At 73.3% G+C, this 18,422-nt stretch carries 16 protein-coding genes; 12 read left to right on the plus strand and 4 right to left on the minus strand.

Annotated elements, in window-relative coordinates; all coding sequences use genetic code 11:
* Positions 1–162: 162 nt before the first annotated feature.
* Genes SM450_RS18255 through SM450_RS18265 form a run of 3 tightly spaced genes read left to right on the plus strand, consistent with a single transcriptional unit; the run spans position 163 to position 2,761 of the window.
* On the plus strand, positions 163–963 hold the full coding sequence (locus tag SM450_RS18255; RefSeq protein WP_474620941.1) for a hypothetical protein: 801 nt from the start codon (positions 163–165) through the stop codon (positions 961–963).
* Between the two features lie 32 nt (positions 964–995).
* Complete coding sequence (locus tag SM450_RS18260) at positions 996–1,802, plus strand: MEDS domain-containing protein (protein WP_474620942.1); 807 nt, start codon at positions 996–998, stop codon at positions 1,800–1,802.
* The gene (locus tag SM450_RS18265) at positions 1,799–2,761 is read left to right on the plus strand and encodes an anti-sigma factor RsbA family regulatory protein (RefSeq protein ID WP_474620943.1); all 963 of its coding nucleotides are present in this window, start codon (positions 1,799–1,801) and stop codon (positions 2,759–2,761) included. Before SM450_RS18260 ends, SM450_RS18265 begins: the two co-directional genes overlap by 4 nt.
* Positions 2,762–2,832: 71 nt before the next feature.
* Here SM450_RS18265 and SM450_RS18270 read toward each other — a convergent pair whose 3' ends face one another.
* Entirely contained in the window at positions 2,833–3,999 is a 1,167-nt protein-coding gene (locus SM450_RS18270; RefSeq protein ID WP_474620944.1) for a hypothetical protein, read from the minus strand.
* A 481-nt stretch (positions 4,000–4,480) separates the two neighbouring features.
* Between SM450_RS18270 and SM450_RS18275 the strand changes: the two genes are divergently transcribed.
* From SM450_RS18275 to SM450_RS18300, 6 genes are all read left to right on the plus strand, one after another.
* Positions 4,481–4,855 (plus strand): hypothetical protein, encoded by a 375-nt coding sequence (locus SM450_RS18275; RefSeq protein WP_474620945.1) that lies wholly within the window; start codon positions 4,481–4,483, stop codon positions 4,853–4,855.
* Positions 4,856–4,897: 42 nt separating this feature from the next.
* On the plus strand, positions 4,898–5,854 hold the full coding sequence (gene pip / locus SM450_RS18280; RefSeq protein ID WP_474620946.1) for a prolyl aminopeptidase: 957 nt from the start codon (positions 4,898–4,900) through the stop codon (positions 5,852–5,854).
* Between the two features lie 50 nt (positions 5,855–5,904).
* On the plus strand, positions 5,905–6,738 hold the full coding sequence (locus tag SM450_RS18285; RefSeq protein WP_474620947.1) for a metallophosphoesterase family protein: 834 nt from the start codon (positions 5,905–5,907) through the stop codon (positions 6,736–6,738).
* Positions 6,735–7,409 (plus strand): 4'-phosphopantetheinyl transferase family protein, encoded by a 675-nt coding sequence (locus SM450_RS18290; RefSeq protein ID WP_474620948.1) that lies wholly within the window; start codon positions 6,735–6,737, stop codon positions 7,407–7,409. The genes SM450_RS18285 and SM450_RS18290 overlap by 4 nt, the downstream gene beginning before the upstream one ends.
* A gap of 75 nt (positions 7,410–7,484) precedes the next feature.
* Positions 7,485–9,746 carry a catalase gene (locus tag SM450_RS18295; RefSeq protein WP_474620949.1) on the plus strand — a complete coding sequence of 754 codons (2,262 nt, stop codon included), beginning with the start codon at positions 7,485–7,487 and terminating at the stop codon, positions 9,744–9,746.
* Positions 9,747–9,893: 147 nt separating this feature from the next.
* Entirely contained in the window at positions 9,894–11,261 is a 1,368-nt protein-coding gene (locus SM450_RS18300; RefSeq protein WP_474620950.1) for a glycosyl hydrolase family 18 protein, read from the plus strand.
* Positions 11,262–11,317: 56 nt separating this feature from the next.
* On the opposite strand, the gene SM450_RS18305 is transcribed toward SM450_RS18300, so the two are convergent.
* The gene (locus SM450_RS18305) at positions 11,318–12,076 is read right to left on the minus strand and encodes a peptidylprolyl isomerase (protein WP_474620951.1); all 759 of its coding nucleotides are present in this window, start codon (positions 12,074–12,076) and stop codon (positions 11,318–11,320) included.
* Positions 12,077–12,252: 176 nt separating this feature from the next.
* Between SM450_RS18305 and SM450_RS18310 the strand changes: the two genes are divergently transcribed.
* The 3 genes from SM450_RS18310 to SM450_RS18320 all read left to right on the plus strand — a co-directional run bounded on the left by SM450_RS18310 (position 12,253) and on the right by SM450_RS18320 (position 15,232).
* Positions 12,253–13,371 (plus strand): RNA ligase RtcB family protein, encoded by a 1,119-nt coding sequence (locus SM450_RS18310; protein WP_474620952.1) that lies wholly within the window; start codon positions 12,253–12,255, stop codon positions 13,369–13,371.
* Positions 13,368–13,973: a peptide chain release factor H gene (gene prfH / locus SM450_RS18315; RefSeq protein ID WP_474620953.1), complete on the plus strand. Its 606-nt coding sequence runs from the start codon at positions 13,368–13,370 to the stop codon at positions 13,971–13,973. The genes SM450_RS18310 and prfH overlap by 4 nt, the downstream gene beginning before the upstream one ends.
* A gap of 443 nt (positions 13,974–14,416) precedes the next feature.
* A complete protein-coding gene (locus SM450_RS18320; RefSeq protein WP_474620976.1) occupies positions 14,417–15,232 on the plus strand; it encodes a DUF72 domain-containing protein in 816 nt (271 codons plus the stop codon).
* 56 nt (positions 15,233–15,288) lie between these two features.
* Here the strand turns inward: SM450_RS18320 and SM450_RS18325 are convergent, their stop codons facing one another.
* Positions 15,289–16,707 (minus strand): ATP-binding protein, encoded by a 1,419-nt coding sequence (locus tag SM450_RS18325; RefSeq protein ID WP_474620954.1) that lies wholly within the window; start codon positions 16,705–16,707, stop codon positions 15,289–15,291.
* Positions 16,704–18,362: an NAD(P)/FAD-dependent oxidoreductase gene (locus tag SM450_RS18330; RefSeq protein ID WP_474620955.1), complete on the minus strand. Its 1,659-nt coding sequence runs from the start codon at positions 18,360–18,362 to the stop codon at positions 16,704–16,706. Before SM450_RS18330 ends, SM450_RS18325 begins: the two co-directional genes overlap by 4 nt.
* Positions 18,363–18,422 lie beyond the last annotated feature (60 nt).

The following is an 18,422-nucleotide window of genomic DNA, read 5'->3' on the forward strand; positions in this document are numbered from 1 at the left end:
ACCGTCCCGGACGCGGTACGCCTCGGGTTTCGCGCCATCTGCGACCCCCCGTGGCGGTCCGCACCAAATCGGTGCAAGCTAGTAAAAACGCAGGTCAGAGCCTATCTGGTCACCCGAAGGCGTGCGGCTGGAGCGCATAGGCGCACGCCGAAGGAGATCGCCATGGCCACACCCGTGACCCGTTCCGACACCGCCGACCAGACCGTGCCGCTGCTCGTCGGCATGTCCGCCGAGAAGGGGGCGCGGACGAGGCGGATCGTCGCCGACTACCCGGGCATCCGCTACATGCGTGACTACGGCACCGACGGTCCGGATGCGGACGCCCTGCCGGAGCTGCCCGCGCTGAACGCCGGGAAGTTCGTCGACGCCCCGTCGGCGATCATGCACGTGTCCTGGAAGGACGACGTCGAGCAACTGGCGGGCTGGCTCGACGACGTGCGCCGGCCGATCTACCTGACCTGGTACCACGAGCCGATGGGCGACGTGACGCCGGCGAGATACCGGGCCACGGCCGGCCGGGTGACCCGGATCGTGGCCGCGCACCCCAACCGGCGGTGGGTGCTCGGGCACGGCCCGATCGTCACCCGTTACTGGCTGGACGAGGGGCGCGGCAACCCGGCCGACTGGGTCTACCCGGGCATGACGCACTACGGGGTGGACTGCTACTCGCCGGACACCGCCGCGTACTGGCCCGCCGCCCGGATGTTCGGGGTGGCGTTCGGCAAGGTGCGCGCCGCCGTCCCGGGCATCCGGCTGCTGGTGCCCGAGTACGGGCTGGGCCGGACCACGGCCGACACCACAGGCGCGGGCCGGGCCCAGACGCTCCGGGACCACCTCACCTGGCTGCGCCAGCAGAACGACGTCGACGCGATCGCGTACTGGAACAATTCGACTGGTGTGCCGTTGGGCGACCCGCCGTTGGAGTCGACCGCCTGGCGCGATCTCCAGCTCGGCTGGGCTTAGGATGGCCCGATGGGGCGGAGCCGGTGACGAGCGTGGCCGCGACGGGCCACGGTCACGCCTGCCTCGCCTATGACGACCCGGCCACGTTGCACGCCCGCACGGCCGAGCAGGTCGCCATCGGGCTCGCCGCCGACGAACAGGTCTGGTTGGTCGGCCCGGAGGAGCCCGGCGCCGTGGCCCGACGGCTGGGCTCCGTCCCCGGGTTCGACGCCGCGCTGCGTCGCGGCACGGTGCGGCTGTTCGCGACCGGCGAGGCATACCGGCACGACCGGGCCGTCGACCCGCAGCGGCAGGTCCGGGCGTACGCGCGGGCCACCGCCGAGGCGCTTGCCGCCGGCCACACCGGCCTGCGGGTGGTGGCCGACGCGACCGCACTGGTCCGCGACGCCGCCCAGCGCGACGCGTTCGCCCGCTACGAGCACCGCATCGACCGCTGGATGCGGCACCGGCCGATGTCGGCGGTGTGCGCGTACGACCGCCGGGCACTCGGCGACGCGGCGATCGCCGAGCTGGCCTGCCTGCATCCGGAGAGCAACGCCGACGTGCCGTTCCGCCTGCGGGCCGGCGACGGTGACGCGGCGGTGACGCTCAGCGGCGAGTTGGACCACGACGCGCTCTTCGCCGCCGCGCTGGAGCGGGCCGACCCGCGACCGGTCGCCGGGCGGCTCGTGGTCGACGCTGGCGACCTGCGCTTCGTCGACCACCGCGCCCTTCTGCGCCTGCGCGACCACGCCCGCCGGCACCGCGCCGTCGTGGTGCTGCGCACCCGCCGCCCGGCCCCGGCCCGGCTGGTCGAGCTGCTGGGCCTGACCGAGATGCGGGTGGAGGTGCTCCAATGAGGACCGGTGCGGCGGCCGGGCAGGTGGGCTACTTCCACGAGGCGATCCTCTACGACTCCGACGAGCACCTGCTGGCTGTGGTGCTGCCGTTCCTGACCGGCGGCGTCGAGGCCGGCGAGCCCACGGTGGTGGGTTTCGGCGCGCGAAACGCCGACCTGGTGCGTCGCGCGTTGCCGGCCGGCGCCGGGGTCACCTTCCTGCCCGGTGGGGATGTCTACGCCCGACCCACCGCGGCGATCCGCGCCTACCGGGAACTGCTCGCCGCGCACGTGGCGGCGGGCGCGACCCAGATCCGGATCGTCGGCGAGCTGCCGTCTGTGGTGTTCGGCGCGACCTGGGACTGGTGGGCCCGCTACGAGTCGGCGATAAACCACGCCTACGACGACTTCCCGCTCTGGAGCATGTGCGCGTACGACAGGCGGGTAACGCCGCCGCACGTGCTTGCCGACGTGGCTCGCACCCATCCCCGGATCGCCGGGCCGGACGGCGCCCACGAGCCGACAGGCGTCTACACCGAACCGGTGAGCTACCTGGCCGAGCACCGGCCGGCACCGCTCGACCCGCTCCAGCACACCACGCCTGTGGTCGACCTGACCGATCCGACGCCGTCCCGCGCCCGGGAGGCGGTACGCGCCGCCGACCACGGCCTGCTCCCGCCCGACGGCGTCGACGACCTGGTGATGGCCGTCAGCGAGGTGGTGTGCAACGCGCTGCGGCACGGGACCACACCGGTGCGCCTGCGGGTGTGGTGCGCGGCGGACCGGATGGTGGTGGCCGTGCACGACCGGGGTCCCGGCCCCAAGGACCCGTACGTCGGCCTGCTGCCGGCGGGCGACGGCAGCGAGGGCGGCCTGGGGCTCTGGATCACCCACCAGAGTTGCGACCACGTGACCTCGCACCGCGACGCCGACGGTTTCACCATCCGACTGACGGCGGGGAATGCCCACTTCCCGGTCTGACCGACCGACCAACCGGCGGTCCTGGGGCGGGGCGGGGCCAACGGCGCGCGCGGACACGGTACCGTTGCGCCTCATCGTGCCCCGCGGCCTGGCGCTGGCGAACCGACGGAGGATGGCGCATGTCCAACGGTGAGGAACCGTTCGCACCCCACGACGACGTATCCGCGCGGCCACGGTTCGACCCGGCCCTGCGCGGCTACGACAAACGTCAGGTCGACAGGTACGTCGAGCAGATGGACGGCGAGGTCAGCTCGTTGACCGCCGCCCGGGACCGGGCGTACGCGCAGGTCCGCGAGCTGACCGGGCAGATGCAGCGGGTGCAGGCCGAGGCGGTCGAGCTGCGCGACCGCCCGACTGCGGTCGACCGGGCGTCCTTCCGGGACCTCGGCCCGATGGTCGACCAGATCCTCGACCTGGCCGAGAAGCAGGCCGGCCAGATCACCGAGATGGCGGCCAAGCGCGCCGACGACGTCCAGGCGCAGGCGGAGAAGGTGCTGGCCGCGGCCCAGGAGCAGGCCGCCCGGGACCGGCGCGCGCTGGACGAGGAGTTGTCCACCCGCCGGGCCGAGCAGGAGCGGGTGGACGAGGAGCAGCGGGCCGTCGCGCAGGCGGAGCTGACCGCCGCGCGGGAGCTGGCGGAGAAGCTGCGCACCGAGGGTCAGGCCGTACACGACCGGGCCCAGCAGGAGGCCAAGCGGATCTCCGAGCAGACCACCCAGCAGGTCGAGCAGGCCCGGTCGGCGTCGGAGGCGCTGGTGAAGGCCGCGCGCACCCAGATCCAGCAGGAGGTGCAGGCCAACCGGAGCAAGGCGCAGCAGGAGCTGGCCCAGTGGCAGGCCACCATGGCCCGCGAGCTGGACGAGCGACGGGCCGCGGCCGAGCAGGAACTGGCCGACCGGGCCACCGCCGCCGAGCGGGACATAGCCGCGCTTGTCGCCGAGGCCCAGCAGTACGCGACCGAGGTGCGTGAGCGGGCCGACGAGGAGAACGCCGCGCACCAGGAGCAACTCGGGGTCGTGCAGCGGGAGGTCCAGCAGCGGCAGGAGACGCTTGCCCAGCTCAAGGCCGAACTGGAGACCGTCGGCCAGCAGCTGGAGGAGACCCGCGGGGAGATCACCGAGATCGAGCAGGCCGGCGCCGAGCTGGAGGAGCGGCTGGTCGGCGTACGCCGCGATCTGGTCGCCGAGACCAGGCGGTTGGACGAGGCGCGGCGGGCGGCGGACCTGGCGGAGCAGCACGCCAAGGAGACCCGGGCCCGGGTGCAGCGGGAGGCCAAGCGGGTGGCCGACCTGGCCGCGGCGGCGGTGATGGCAGCCGCCGCGGGCGGCGGCGAGACCGCCGAGTACCCGCAGGTGTTCGCGCGCCAGGCCGCCGCCGCGCCGGCAACCGGCGAACGGGCCGACGCCGAGCGGACCGACACCGGACGGACCGACACCGACCGGGCCGAATCCGAGCGGGCTGACGCCGATCGGCGCGAAGTCGACCGGAGCGAATCCGAACGGCCGACCGCCGAGCCGTTCATCGAGCGGCTGGACGGGCCGAGCTTCGACGCGTTCGCGGTGCGCACACCCGCCCCGCGCCCCGTGCCCGACGCGGAGACCACAGGCGAGGACACGGACGTCCGCACCCCCTCCTTACCGATCCGGCGCGCTTGCCACCTGCCTTTGCCATATGCAAATATGTGGATCAATGACGGCACGAACTCGGGGGTTGATGAGCATGCGCAAAGCGTCCTCGATCGGCGCGGCGGTCGTCCTGACCGTCGCCGCGGCGGGTGTCGCGGTGGTGGGCGCGGGCGCACCGGCGAGCGCGAGCTGCAGCCACTCCCACTCCAACGTGGACAACAAGTTCGGCCAGCTCTTCAACGCCTCGAACGTCAACATCCGCACCGGTCCGCACACCACGTGCGGGTCAGTGGGCCAGGGCCAGCTCTCGCACAGCGTCGACTTCCACTGCTTCGCCAGCGGCGACCGGGTCAGCGCCAACGGGCACACCACCTACACCTGGACCTACCTGAAGGACACCACGACCGGCGTGTCCGGTTGGGTCGCCGACGCGCTGCTCGACAACCTCGGCGGAAACATCGCCTGCTGACCGGGCCACCCGGCGGACGCCGGGCGGGCAGAATCACCTGGCATGACCGGAGCCGTCCTCCACCCGCCCGTCGAGCCGTACGCCACCCACCGCATCCCGGTCGGCGACGGTCACGTCCTGCACGTGGAGGAGGTGGGGCGGCCGGACGGCGTACCCGTGGTGTTCCTGCACGGCGGGCCCGGCGGCGGCCTGGTGCCGGCGGCGCGGCGGTTCTTCGATCCCCGGCGCTACCGGGCGGTGCTGTTCGACCAGCGCGGCGCGGGCCGCAGCACCCCGTTCGGCGAGCTACGGGCCAACACCACCTGGCACCTGGTGGCCGACCTGGAGACGATCCGGCAGCGCCTGGGCATCGAGTCGTGGCTGGTCTTCGGCGGGTCGTGGGGGGTCACCCTCGGCCTGGCGTACGCGCAGACCCACCCGGACCGGGTGACCGGCCTGGTCCTGCGCGGCGTGCTGCTGCTGCGGCGCAGCGAGCGGGACTGGTTCTACCAGGGCGGCCTGCGTCACCTCCAGCCCGACGAGTGGGAGCGGTTCGTCGCCCCGATCCCGCCGGCCGAGCGCGGTGACGTGCTGGCCGCCTACCACAGGCGGTTGCACGGCGCGGACGTCGACGAGGCCCGGGCGTGCGCCCGCGCCTGGGGGCGGTGGGAGGCGGTGAACTCGTCGCTGCGGCCCGACCCGGACGTGCTCGCCCACTTCACCGGCGACGAGCAGGCGCTGCCGATCGCCCGGATCCTGTCGCACTACGCGGTGCACGGCGGTTTCCTCACCGAGGGCCAACTGCTCGACGGGGTAAACCGGATCCGGCACCTGCCCGCCGTGATCGTCAACGGCCGGTACGACCTGTGCTGCCCGCCGGTGTCCGCGTACGACCTGGCCCGCCGGTGGCCGGAGGCGGAGCTGCGGATCGTGCCGGACGCCGGCCACTCGGCGGCCGAGCCGGGCATCGCCGGGGAGTTGCTGCGCGCCGTCGACCGGGTCGCCGATCTGACCGGTTGACCGCGCTCCACGCCTGGCCTTCCGGGAGCGCCACTGGCAAGATCGGCCGGGTGACGGCTGGGCTGTACGCGGTGAGCGACCTCCACGTGTCGTACGCGGAGAACCGCGCGGTGGTGGACGGGCTGCGGCCGGAGACGGCCGACGACTGGCTGATCGTGGCGGGTGACGTCGGCGAGGCCTTCGCCGACATCGAACGCACGCTGCGCGACCTGCGCGACAGGTTCGCCCGGGTGATCTGGGCGCCCGGCAACCACGAGTTGTGGACGCACCCGGCCGACCCGGTGACGCTGCGGGGGGTGGCGCGCTACGAGGCGCTTGTCGCCATGTGCCGAGACCTGGACGTGCTCACCCCGGAGGACGACTACCAGGTGTGGCGGGGCGCGGGCGGGCCGGTCACCGTGGCGCCGCTGTTCCTGCTCTACGACTACTCCTTCCGGGCGCCCGGCACGGCGACGAAGGAGGAGTCGCTGCGCGTGGCGTACGCCTCCGGGGTGGTGTGCACCGACGAGATGCTGCTGCACCCCGACCCGTACCAGGATCGGGAGTCGTGGTGCTGGGCGCGGCTGGCCGCGACCGAGCAGCGGCTGGCCGCCGCGGACCCGGCGTTGCCCACGGTGCTTGTCAGTCACTGGCCGCTGGTCCGCCAGCCCACCGACGTGCTCTGGTATCCGGAGTTCGCCCAGTGGTGCGGCACCGACCGCACCGCCGACTGGCACGTGCGGCACCGGGCCGCCGTCGCGGTCTACGGGCACCTGCACATCCCGCGCACCACCCACTACGACGGGGTGCGGTTCGAGGAGGTGTCGCTCGGCTACCCGCGCGAGTGGGGTCGCCGGGGCGGCTCCCCCCGGCCGATGCGGCGGATCCTCGGCGGTGCCGGGTGATCGAGGCGCTGCTGCCGGCGGCGGCGGTGGCCGTCGAGGCGTTCACCGACGTGCCCGGCGAGACGCCGTACCCCGGGGAGGAGGACCTGGTCGCCCGCGCCGTCGACGGTCGCCGCCGGGAGTTCGTCACCGCCCGCCGCTGCGCCCGGGAGGCGCTGGGCCGGCTCGGGTACGCGCCGGCGCCGATCCGCCCGGGCCCGCGCCGCGAGCCGATCTGGCCGTCCGGGGTGGTGGGCAGCATCACCCACTGCGCCGGCTACCGGGCGGCGGTGGTGGCGCCGGCCGCCGCGCTGGCCGGGTTGGGCGTCGACGCCGAGCCGCACGGGCCGCTGCCCGACGGCGTGGCCGAGGCGGTCACCACCGCCGGGGAGCCGGCGTACCTGGCCGGGCTGCGCGCCGCCGCCCCCGCGACGCACTGGGACCGGCTGCTGTTCAGCGCCAAGGAGTCCGTCTACAAGGCGTGGTACCCGTTGACCGGCCGCTGGCTCGGATTCGAGGACGCGGAGTTGACCATCGCCCCGGCCGGCCGGTTCACCGCCCGGATCCTTGTCGACGGCGCCCGGACCGACGGCGGGCCGCCGCTGCGCGTGCTCGACGGTCGATGGCTGGTAGCCGGCGGGCTTGTGGTGACCGCCGTGGTCGTGCCGCACCCCGGCAACCCGTCCGGGTGATCCGCGTTTGTCCTCCCCCGCCCCGGGTAGGGCCCTGAGGGCTTGGTAAATCCCCGCAGGGAGGACAAAAGCCTGATGGAATCCAGCAAGCCCGCCCAGGTCGTGAAGGATGTCGTCGAGGCCGCCGTGGAGAAGGTCGGCGACGCGCTGACGCCGGATGTGCCGGGCGCGCCGGGCAGCGCGCCACCCTCGCGGGAGGAGCCGACCGCGCCGCACGGCCCGCTGCCGCCCTCCGACGAGCAGGGCGCGCCTGACACCCGTACCCCGACCGGCGCGGAGACCGGCGTGCCGAAGATCGCCAAGGGGCAGCAGGGGGCGTACCTCACCACCGCCAACGGCGCGCGGCTGCGCGACACCGACCACTCGCTCAAGGCCGGCCCGCGCGGCCCGGTGCTGCTCCAGGACCACCACCTGCGCGAGAAGATCATGCACTTCGACCACGAGCGGATCCCGGAGCGCGTGGTGCACGCCCGGGGCGCCGGCGCGCACGGCGTCTTCGTCGCCAACGGCGCCGCCGAGAAGGTCACCCGCGCCGGTTTCCTGAAGAAGGGACGCGAGACGCCGGTCTTCGTCCGCTTCTCCACCGTGCTCGGTTCGCGCGGGTCGGCGGACACGGTCCGCGACACCCGGGGCTTCGCCACCAAGTTCTACACCGACGAGGGCACGTTCGACCTGGTCGGCAACAACATGCCGGTCTTCTTCATCCAGGACGCGATCAAGTTCCCGGACATCATCCACGCCGCGAAGCCGCACCCGGACCGGGAGATCCCGCAGGCGCAGAGCGCGCACGACACGTTCTGGGACTTCGTCTCCCTGCACACCGAGGCGCAGCACCACACCATCTGGAACATGTCCGACCGGGGCATCCCGCGGTCCTACCGGACCATGGAGGGCTTCGGCGTGCACACCTTCCGCCTGGTCGACGAGGCCGGGGCGACGGTGCTCGTCAAGTTCCACTGGAAGCCGAAGCTCGGGGTGCACTCGCTGGAGTGGGAGGAGGCACAGCTGATCAACGGCATCGACCCGGACTTCCACCGCCGCGACCTCTACGACGCCATCGAGGCCGGCGCGTTCCCGGAGTGGGAGCTGGGCATCCAGGTCTTCCCGGACACGCCGGAGGAGACGTTCGCCGGGATCGACCTGCTCGACCCGACGAAGATCGTGCCGGAGGAGCTGGCGCCGGTGCAGCCGATCGGCACGCTGACGCTCAACCGGACGCCGCGCAACTTCTTCGCCGAGACCGAGCAGGTGGCGTTCCACCTCGGGCACCTTCCGCCGGGCATCGACGTCACGAACGACCCGCTGTTCCAGGGCCGCCTCTTCTCCTACCTCGACACGCAGCTCACCCGGTTGGGCGGGCCGAACTTCGCCCAGATCCCGATCAACCGGCCGCACGCCGACGTCAACGACATGTTGCGGGACGGCTTCCACCAGCACGCGGTGCACGCCGGGGTGGCCCCCTACCGGCCGAACTCGCTCGACGGCGGCAACCCGTTCCCGGCCGGTGACCGGGAGCACGCGTTCGTCGACGTGCCGGTGACGGTGGCGGAGGCGCCTAAGGTCCGGGCCGCCCCGGCCTCCTTCGACGACCACTACAGCCAGGTCCGGCTCTTCTGGGCGAGCATGTCGCCGGTGGAGAAGGAGCACATCATCCGGGCGTACACGTTCGAGCTGGGCAAGTGCTACCACCAGGCGATCAAGGAGCGGCAGCTCCAGTGCCTGGCCAACATCGACCCGGTGCTCTGCGAGCAGGTCGCCACCGGCCTGGGCCTGCCCGCGCCGCAGCCCACCGTCCCGCTGGCCGAGGTGCAGCCCAGCCCGGCGCTGTCCCAGGTCGGCCGGGAGTGGCCGGCCGACGGCCGGACGGTCGGCATTGTCGTCGACGCGGACAGCGACCTGGACGACGTCGGGCAGGTCCAGCGGGCGGTGTTCGCCGCCGGCATGGTGCCGCTGCTGATCGCCGCGCACGGCGGCACGGTCGGCGGGCTGCCCGTGCAGCGCACGTTCGCCACCGCGCGCTCGGTCGAGTTCGACGCGGTCCTGCTGGCCGGGGCCCCGGCGCCGGCGCCGGACGCGCTGCCGGCCCGGGACGCCAAGGCCGGCGCGACCGGCTCCGCCACGGTCGACCCCCGGGTTCTGCTGCTGGTCGAGGAGGCGTGGCGGCACGCCAAGGCGATCGGCGCATGGGGCGCCGGCGCCGAGGTGCTGCGGCAGGCCGGGGTGGCCGGCTCGCCGGGCGTGGTCACCGGCGGCTCCGGCGCGGAGGCGCTCGACGCCGTGCAGGGGCTGATGGCGGCACACCGGGTCTGGGAGCGGTTCCCGGCCTCGGTCGCCTGACCGACGCACCATCGAGGGGCGGTCCGCCACGGCGGGCCGCCCCCCTTTATCGACCGACATGCATTGACGGCTTAGTTAATACTCTTTAATATTCTGGCCACCTCGAGGAACACCCCATCCAACCCCCGTCCCCCGGGAAGGCCCTCGATGCCCAGACCCCACCTCCGGCGTCGCCTCGCCGCCGGTGCGCTCGCGCTCGCCGCCACGCTCACCTTCGCCCCGTCCGCCGCCGAGGCGGTGGTGCTGCCCGACAACTTCAAGAGCGTCGGCTACATGCCGTCCTGGAGCGGCAGCGTCAACAGCATCCAGTACGGCAAGCTCACCCACATCAACTACGCGTTCGTGCTGCCCAACGGCGACGGCAGCCTGCGCGCGGTGGAGAACCCGAGCAAGCTCTCCTCGCTTGTGTCGCTCGGCCACGCCAACAACGTCAAGGTCGCCATCGCCATCGGCGGCTGGAACGACGGCGACGACTCCGCGTTCGAGGCGCTCGCCGCCAACTCCGGCGCCCGCGGCGCGTTCGTCAACAGCGTGGTCAACTTCGTCAACCAGTACAACCTCGACGGCGTCGACATCGACTGGGAATATCCCGACCCGGGCGCATCGGCGAACAACTACACGCTCCTGATGCAGCAGCTCGGCAGCGCCCTGCACAGCCGGGGCAAACTGCTCACCGCCGCCGTGGTCGCCGAGGGCTACTACGTCAACGGGGTGCCCACAGCGGTCTTCGGCTCCGTCGACTGGCTCAACATCATGGCGTACGACGGCGGCAGCCCGCACGCCAACTACGACTGGGCGATCGCCAGCGTCAACGGATGGAAGGCGCGTGGCCTGCCCGCCGCCAAGGCGGTGCTCGGCGTGCCCTTCTACAGCCGGCCCGGCTACTACACGTACGCCGCGCTCGTCGGCATGGACCCGGCGAACGCCAACCGGGACTGCACCACGGCCGGCGGCGTCCAGCAGTGCTACAACGGCCTGCCCACGGTCAAGCGCAAGACGCAGTGGGCCAAGGCGAACGCCGGCGGGATGATGAACTGGGAGCTGTCCCAGGACACCACCGGGGCGACGTCGCTTGTCACCGCGATCTATGACGCGGCCACCGGTGGCGGCACCACCCCGCCGCCGTCCGGGCGCACCGGGCCGGTCACCGGCATCGGCGGCAAGTGCGTCGACGTCGCCGCCGCCAGCAGCGCCAACGGCACCGCGGTCCAGCTCTACGCGTGCAACGGCACCGCCGCGCAGAGTTGGACCGTCGGCAGCGACGGCGCCCTGCGGGCGCTGGGCAAGTGCCTCGACGTGACGAGCGCCGGCACCGCGAACGGCACCAAGATCCAGATCTGGGACTGCAACGGCACCGGCGCCCAGGTGTGGCAGGCCCAGAGCAACGGCACCCTGCGCAACCCGGTGTCGAACCGGTGCCTGGACGCCACCGACAACAGCTCCGCCGACGGCACCCGGCTCCAGATCTGGGACTGCTTCGCCGGCGCCAACCAGGTATGGCGGCTGCCCGCCTGACCCGCACCACCGGCCCGGCGGGGCGGCCACGAGGCCGTCCCGCCGGGCCGCCGGTGTCAGCGGCCCTGCCTGGCCCGGCAGATCTGCACCGGGTGGGCCGGCGCGCCGTCGACAGGCGCCGGGTCCTCCGGCGTGGCCGCAATGCCGCCGGCCGCGATCCGGTCCAGGGTGGCCAGCCCGGCCGCGTCGACCCGGCCGAAGACGGTGTAGTTGGGCCGCAGCGCCGAATCGGCCTGGACCAGGAAGAACTGACTGCCGTTGGTGTCCGGCCCGGCGTTCGCCATGGCAAGCGTGCCGCGGGCGTAGAGGCGGCGCACGCCGGTCGGGTCGGTAGGCGCGGGCGGCAGGTCGGTGGGAAGCTCGTCGCGGTACCGGTAACCCGGGCCGCCCTCACCGGTGCCGGACGGGTCGCCGCACTGGAGCACCGTCAGCGTCGGGTACGCGGTGAGCCGGTGGCACGGCGTCCGGTCGTAGAACCGGTGCCGGGTCAGGTGCAGGAAGCTCTGCACGGTGCAGGGCGCCTGCTCGCGGTCGAGGACCAGCCCGATCGGCCCCTGGTTGGTGCGCAGCGTGACCCGCACCGTCCCCCGGTCCGGCGTGCGACGCGGGTCCGGCGGCAGCGGCACCGGCCGGGTCGCCGGCTCGTCCGGCGTCGGCGTGTACGCACACGGCCCCTTCGTGGGCGCGGGCTCGGCGGCCGGCGCCGCGCTCGCGGCGACACCGCCGGCGGCCACAAGCGCGGCGGCGGCCACCGTCACCCCGGCGAGGCGGGCCAGCAGCGGAAAGGCGGCGTACGGTCGGGTTTCGATCGACACGTGGGTCCTCCCTGGACTCGTGGTACCAGAACGACCGGAGTCTATGGAGCCGGTGATCCGATGTCGACGAAAGTCGGTTGCCGGGCGCGGCGACGTCCGGGAAGGTGTCGGTCATGACGTTCTGACGGACCGCACCCCGCCGCTTCCCGCACCCCTCTCGAAAGAAACGAGCGTCCGTGCCCGCCACCGTCTCCGTCTTCTCCTCGCCAGGCAGTTGGATCGAGTCCGCCGCGCTCGACCAGTGCCACCAGGTCGCCGCGCTCGACGGCATGGCGCACGTCGCCGCCATGCCGGACCTGCACCCCGGCAAGGGCGCGCCGATCGGCGCCGCCATGGCGTCCACCGTGCTCTACCCGTTCCTCGTCGGCTCCGACATCGGCTGCGGCATCGCGGTGTTCCCGATCGCGCTGCGCCGGGCCGTACCGGAACGGCTCGCGGCCCGCTTCCCCGACCTGGACCGCGCCCTGCACCCGGAGCGGGACGCCGACGACCCGGCCTGGTCGGTGCACACCGGCGACGTGCCGGCCGGGCATTTCGACGGCCTCGGCACGGTCGGGCGCGGCAACCACTTCGTCGAGCTGGCCCGCGTCGGCGCGATCGAGGCGCCGCAGCACACCGACCGGCTCGGGCTGGCCACGGGCGACCTGGTGCTGGTGGTGCACTCCGGGTCACGAGGGCTGGGCGAGCGGATCCTGCGCGAGCACACCGAGACGCACGGCGCCGGCCCCGCACCCGACCCGGACGCCTACCTCGCCCGGCACGACGCGGCCGTGCGGTGGGGCTCGCTCAACCGGCGGCTGCTGGCCGCCCGGGTCGCGTACGCGCTGGGCGCCGAGCCCACCGAACCGGTCGTCGACCAGTGCCACAACCTGGTGGAGGTCCGCGACGGGCACTACCTGCACCGCAAGGGCGCGGCCCCGGGCGACGGGCGGGACGTGCTTGTCGCCGGCACCCGGGGCACCCCGTCCTATCTGGTGGCGGCGCACGCCGGCGCGGACGCCAACCACTCGGTGGCGCACGGCGCCGGCCGGAAGATGTCCCGCGCCGACGCGCTGCGCCGTGGCCGGGCCAAGCACACCGTCGACGAGCTGCGCCGTACGCCGGTCGGCTCGCTCGTGGTGTGCGGCGACCGCCAGTTGCTGTTCGAGGAGGCACCGACCGCCTACAAACGCATCGAGCAGGTGATCGGCGACCTGGTGGCGCACGAGCTGGCCACCCCGGTCACCACGACGGTGCCGCTTGTCACCTACAAGACGCCTGATGTCGCGCCGGATCGCCGCCGGGGACGGAGGTGACCGACCTCCTCCTGTCCGCCGGGCGCGGCCCGGCGGAGTGCGCCTGGGCGCTGGCCCGGCTGCTGGCCCGCCTGGAGGCGGACGCCGCGCGGCATCGCCTGGACACGGCCCGGGTCGAGAGCGTGCCCGGTGACCGGCCGGGCACCTGGCGGTCGGTGCTGCTCCGGATCACCGGCGTCGGGGCGGAGGCGTTCGCCGCCGGCTGGACCGGCACGCTCTGCTGGCAGGCGCCCAGCCCCTACCGGCCGGGCCACGGCCGGAAGAACTGGTACGTCAGCGCCCGGCCGCACCGGGCCGACCCGGTGGCCACGCCGTTCCACGAGGCCGACGTGGAGTTCGTGCCGTGCCGCACCGGCGGGCCGGGCGGCCAGCACCGGAACAAGGCCAGCACCGCCGTCCGAGCGACCCACCGCCCGTCCGGCCGGACCGTGGTGGTGGACACCGAGCGGCAGTTGCACCTCAACCGGCGGATCGCGGTCGAGCTGCTGCGCCGGCGGGCCGCCGAGGACGACGAGGCGACCCGCCGCGCCGACGCGGTAACCCGTTGGCGGATCCACGACGAGCTGATCCGCGGCACCCCCACCCGCGTGGAACACCCCTAACACCCTCCCACCCCCGCACCCACCCCGCCCCAAGGCCATGATCATGAGGTTGACGGCGATGTTGATCTCGGCTGATGCCGCCAACCTCATGATCACCCGCTTGGCTGCCGGACGGGCTGGCGGGGTTGGGTTGGTCGCTTCGTCGATCTTGGACTTGCGGTGCCACAATATGTCGGTTTCGGGCGGGTATCGAAGGTGCCACATGTCCAAGATCGACATTATTTGCGCGAGATCTCGGAGGGCGATGGCCTCGGGACGGGGTGCATTCCTTCAAGAACCGGCTCACGGTGTGCGAGAGGGATGTCCGGCAGGTCGGAGGAGTGTGGTGGATGGCCGGTCGTTGTGCCTAAGCGGCGGGTGGGGCACGAACGGCGGTGGGAGGGGGTCCGATACGGTGGGCGCGGCCAGGAGGGAGCCGGATGCGACTGCACGTCGGGTGTGCCATGTGGACACATCGAGCCTGGCCGGGGCGGCTCCTGCCGGCCCACGAGCGGCTTCGGGTGTACGCCGGCTGGTGCGACGCGGTGGAGGGCAACACCACGTTCTACGCCACGCCGGCCCGGGAGACGGTGGCGTCCTGGGCCGAGCAGACCGACCCGGACTTCGTCTTCCTGCCGAAGCTGCCGAAGGCTGTCACCCACGAACGCCGGCTCACCGGCGGCGAGGCGGAGCTGCGGGCGTTCCTGGACGCGATGGAACCGCTCGGGCCGAGGGCACACACGCTGTGGGTGCAACTGCCCGGCTCGTTCGGCCCCGGCGACATGCCCGACCTGGACCGGTTCCTGCGTGCCCTGCCCGCCACCCACCGGTACGCGGTCGAGGTCCGCCACCCCGCCTTCTTCACCGATGCCGGCGCGGCAGGCGCGCTGACGGAGACGCTGCGTCGGGCCGGCGCGGAGTGGATCCCGTTCGACACCACCGCGTTCTTCCGGACGCCGCCGACGAGCGACGCGGAACGGGAGGCGTGGACGCGCAAGCCCCGCCTGCCGTCGCGTACCGAGGCGCTCACCGACCGGCCGGTGGTGCGCTACCTGGGCCGGGACGACCCGGCCGCGACGGTCGAGGGCTGGCAGCCGTGGCTGGACGTGGTCACCGGCTGGCTGCGCGAGGGCCGCTCGCCGACCGTGTTCGTGCACACGCCCGACAACGCGGACGCCCCCGACCTGGCCCGCCGGTTCCACGACCAGGTCCGCGCCCGCCTGCCCGAGCTGGCGCCGCTGCCCGAGCCGACGCCGGTCGGCCCGGCCACACTCTTCTGACGCCGGCCGCGCGGGACCCAGACACGCAGCGCCGGACCCAGACACGCAGCGCCGGTTCAAGCCGAGGCGAGCGGCAGCAGCACCATGAACCGGGTGTCGCCGGGCTCGGACTGCACCCGGATGTCACCGTGGTGCTTGTTGACCACGATCCGGTACGAGATGTCCAGCCCGAGACCGGTGCCCTCGCCGACCGCCTTGGTGGTGAAGAACGGCTCGAAGATGCGCGGCCGGACCTCCGGCGGGATGCCCGGGCCGGTGTCGCGGATCTCGACGGTCAACCGGTCGTCGGTCCGCCCGGTCCGCACCGTCAGCGTGCCGTCGCCGGCCATCGCGGCGAGCGCGTTGTCGATCAGGTTGGTCCAGACCTGGTTGAGTTCGGCCGCGTACGCCGCGATGGTGGGCAGGTTCCGGTCGTACTCCCGAACCACCCGGACGCCGGCCGGGATCTTCGCCTGGAGCATGACGAGCGTGGCGTCGAGCAGGTCGTGCACGTCCACCGTCTGGTAGGGCGCCCGGTCGAGCTGGGAATACTGTTTCGCGGCGCCGACCAGCCCGGAGACCCGGGTGACCGCGTCGTCGATCTCGCCCATCAGCAGCTCGGTGTCGATGGTGTAGGTGATCCAGTGCACGGCCGACTCCAGGTCGTCGCCGCCGACCGCGGCGTCGACCTGGGCGAGCCAGCCGGTGTCGAGGCCGCCGGCCACGAGCGTCGGCGCCAGTTCCCACGCCCCGCGTACGCCGTGGTCGTCGAGCCAGTCGGCCAGTTCGTCCTCGGCGTCGCTCGCGGCCAGCGGCGACAGCGCGGGCGCGGCGGCGGCCCGCTTCACCGCTTCCTCCTGCAACGATACGAGGTCGTGCAGGCGCCGCCCGTCCAGCCGGCCGTCGGCGATCATGGCGAGTTTGTGCCGCATCTTCGCCACCCGGCCGCGCAGCGCCGAGGTGGCCCGGACGGCCGCCGCCGCCGGGTTGTTCAGCTCGTGGGTGAGCCCGGCCGACAGGGCACCCAGGGCCAGCAGCCGTTCCCGCTCCCCCACGATGGTCTGCGTGTTGCGCATCCCGACGAACAGCCCTTCCAGCAGATGGGTGGCCATCGGGAACCAGCCGCGCATGGCGTCCGCGATGATCACGGCGGGCAGGGCGAACACCGCGCAGTCGGTGACCGCGCGCAGGCTGTTGCGGTAGCGCTGCTCGGCCGGGTCGCCCACGTACGCCTGCATGGCGCCGCCGTAGACGCCGCGGTCGCTGGTGCGGCTCACCTCCACCTCGTCGCCCTGCACCCGCTGGTGCATCGCCACGGTGCCGTCGAGTAGCACGTAGAAGCAGCTCGCCGGCTCGCCCTCGACGTAGACGGCCTCACCGGCGCGACGCCGCTCCACCCGGCCGTGCTCGGCCAGGTGGGCGAGCTGGTCCGGGGTGAGCGACTCGAACAGGAAGAGCTGCCGCAGCTCTTCCGGGGTGAGCCGGTCGGTGGTCATTGCGCCTCCAGGTATCGGTGCACGAGGGAGACCGCCATCGCGCCCTCACCCACGGCGGAGGCGACGCGCTTGACCGATTCGGCCCGCACGTCACCGGCGGCGAACACGCCAGGCATGCTGGACTCCAGGTGGTAGGGGTCGCGCGGCAGCGACCAGCCGGCCGGCCGGTGGCCGCCGCGGGTCAGGTCCGGCCCGGTCAGCACGAAGCCCCGGCCGTCCCGGACCACCGCGCCGTCGAGCCAGTCGGTGTGCGGCTCCGCGCCGATGAACACGAACAGCCACGACGTGTCCACCTCCCGGGTCTCGCCGGTGCGCATGTCCCGCAGCGTCACCCGCTCCAGGTGCTCCTCACCGGCGCCGCCGACCACCTCGGTGCACGGGTGGACCTCGATGGTGTCGATTCGGGCGATCTGGTCGATCAGGTAACTGGACATGGACCGGGTCAGGTCGTCGCCGCGGATGAGCAGGTGCACCCGGCGGGCGTACCGGGAGAAGTGGACGGCGGCCTGACCGGCGGAGTTCGCCCCGCCGACGATGTAGACGTCCGCCCCGGAGCAGCTCGGCGCCTCGCTCGCCACCGAGCCGTAGAAGCAGCCACGACCGGTCAGCTCGGCCAGCCCCGGCGCCGGCAGCATCCGGTAAGAGACGCCTGTGGCGAGCACCACGGTGTGCGCGGCGACGCTGCTGCCGTCGTTGAACCGCAGCACCCGCGCCCCGCCGGCGTCCTCAAGCGACACCACCTCGCGGGCGCTGAGCAGTTCCGCGCCGAAGCGCAGCGCCTGCCGGCGGGCGCGGTCGGTGAGCTGGGCGCCGGACACGCCGTCCGGGAAGCCGAGGTAGTTCTCGATCCGGCTGCTCTGCCCGGCCTGCCCGCCGGTGGCCCGCCGCTCGATCAGCACCGTCCGCAGCCCCTCGGAGGCGCCGTAGACGGCCGCGCCGAGCCCGGCCGGGCCGGCGCCGACCACCACCAGGTCGTAGAAGTCGGCGGCCGGCGTGGTGGCGAGGCCGACCTGCGCGGCCAGGTCGGCCGGCGACGGCTGCACGAGCGACTTGCCGTCCGCGGTCACCACAAGTGGTACGTCGTTCGCGGTCACGCCCGCGGCGGTGAGCAGCTCGGCGCCCTCCGGCTCGTCGGCGAGCACCCAGCGGAACGGCACCAGGTTGCGGGCCAGGAAGTCGCGCGCCGTGAACGACGGCGCGGACCAGCGGTGCCCGACCACCCGCAGCTCCGGCGCGGCAGTGGTCCCGCCCGCGGCCCACGCCTCCAGGAGCTGGTCCAGCACCGGGTAGAGCTTCTCCTCCGGCGGGTGCCACGGCTTGAGCAGGTAGTGGTCGAGGTCGACCACGTTTATCGCGTTGATCGCGGCGTCGGTGTCGGCGTAGGCGGTGAGCAGGACCCGGCGGGCGGCGGGGAACAGGTCCATCGCCGCTTCGAGGAACTCGATGCCGTTCATCTGCGGCATCCGGTAGTCGGCGATCAGCACCGCCACCTGCTCGCCGCGCAGCTTCAGCTCGCGCAGCGCATCGAGGGCCGCCTCGGCGGAGTCGGCCCGCACCACCCGGTAGCGGTCGCCGTAGCGGCGCCGGATGTCGCGGGCGACCGCCCGGGAGACGGCCGGGTCGTCGTCGACGGTGAGGATCGCGGGGTTGGGCATGGCGTCCAGTGAAGCACCCCCGGTTGCCCATCCGCACCACCGGCGGCCACGGGGCCCTTC

Source organism: Micromonospora marincola, assembly GCF_056150385.1.

Coding starts and splice junctions, on each gene's coding strand:
- SM450_RS18255 (WP_474620941.1), top strand. CDS start 163: ATGGCCACACCCGTGACCCGTTCCGACACCGCCGACCAGACCGTGCCG.
- SM450_RS18265 (WP_474620943.1), top strand. CDS start 1,799: ATGAGGACCGGTGCGGCGGCCGGGCAGGTGGGCTACTTCCACGAGGCG.
- SM450_RS18275 (WP_474620945.1), top strand. CDS start 4,481: ATGCGCAAAGCGTCCTCGATCGGCGCGGCGGTCGTCCTGACCGTCGCC.
- pip (WP_474620946.1), top strand. CDS start 4,898: ATGACCGGAGCCGTCCTCCACCCGCCCGTCGAGCCGTACGCCACCCAC.
- SM450_RS18295 (WP_474620949.1), top strand. CDS start 7,485: ATGGAATCCAGCAAGCCCGCCCAGGTCGTGAAGGATGTCGTCGAGGCC.
- SM450_RS18300 (WP_474620950.1), top strand. CDS start 9,894: ATGCCCAGACCCCACCTCCGGCGTCGCCTCGCCGCCGGTGCGCTCGCG.
- SM450_RS18320 (WP_474620976.1), top strand. CDS start 14,417: ATGTGGACACATCGAGCCTGGCCGGGGCGGCTCCTGCCGGCCCACGAG.
- SM450_RS18325 (WP_474620954.1), bottom strand. CDS start 16,707: ATGACCACCGACCGGCTCACCCCGGAAGAGCTGCGGCAGCTCTTCCTG.
- SM450_RS18330 (WP_474620955.1), bottom strand. CDS start 18,362: ATGCCCAACCCCGCGATCCTCACCGTCGACGACGACCCGGCCGTCTCC.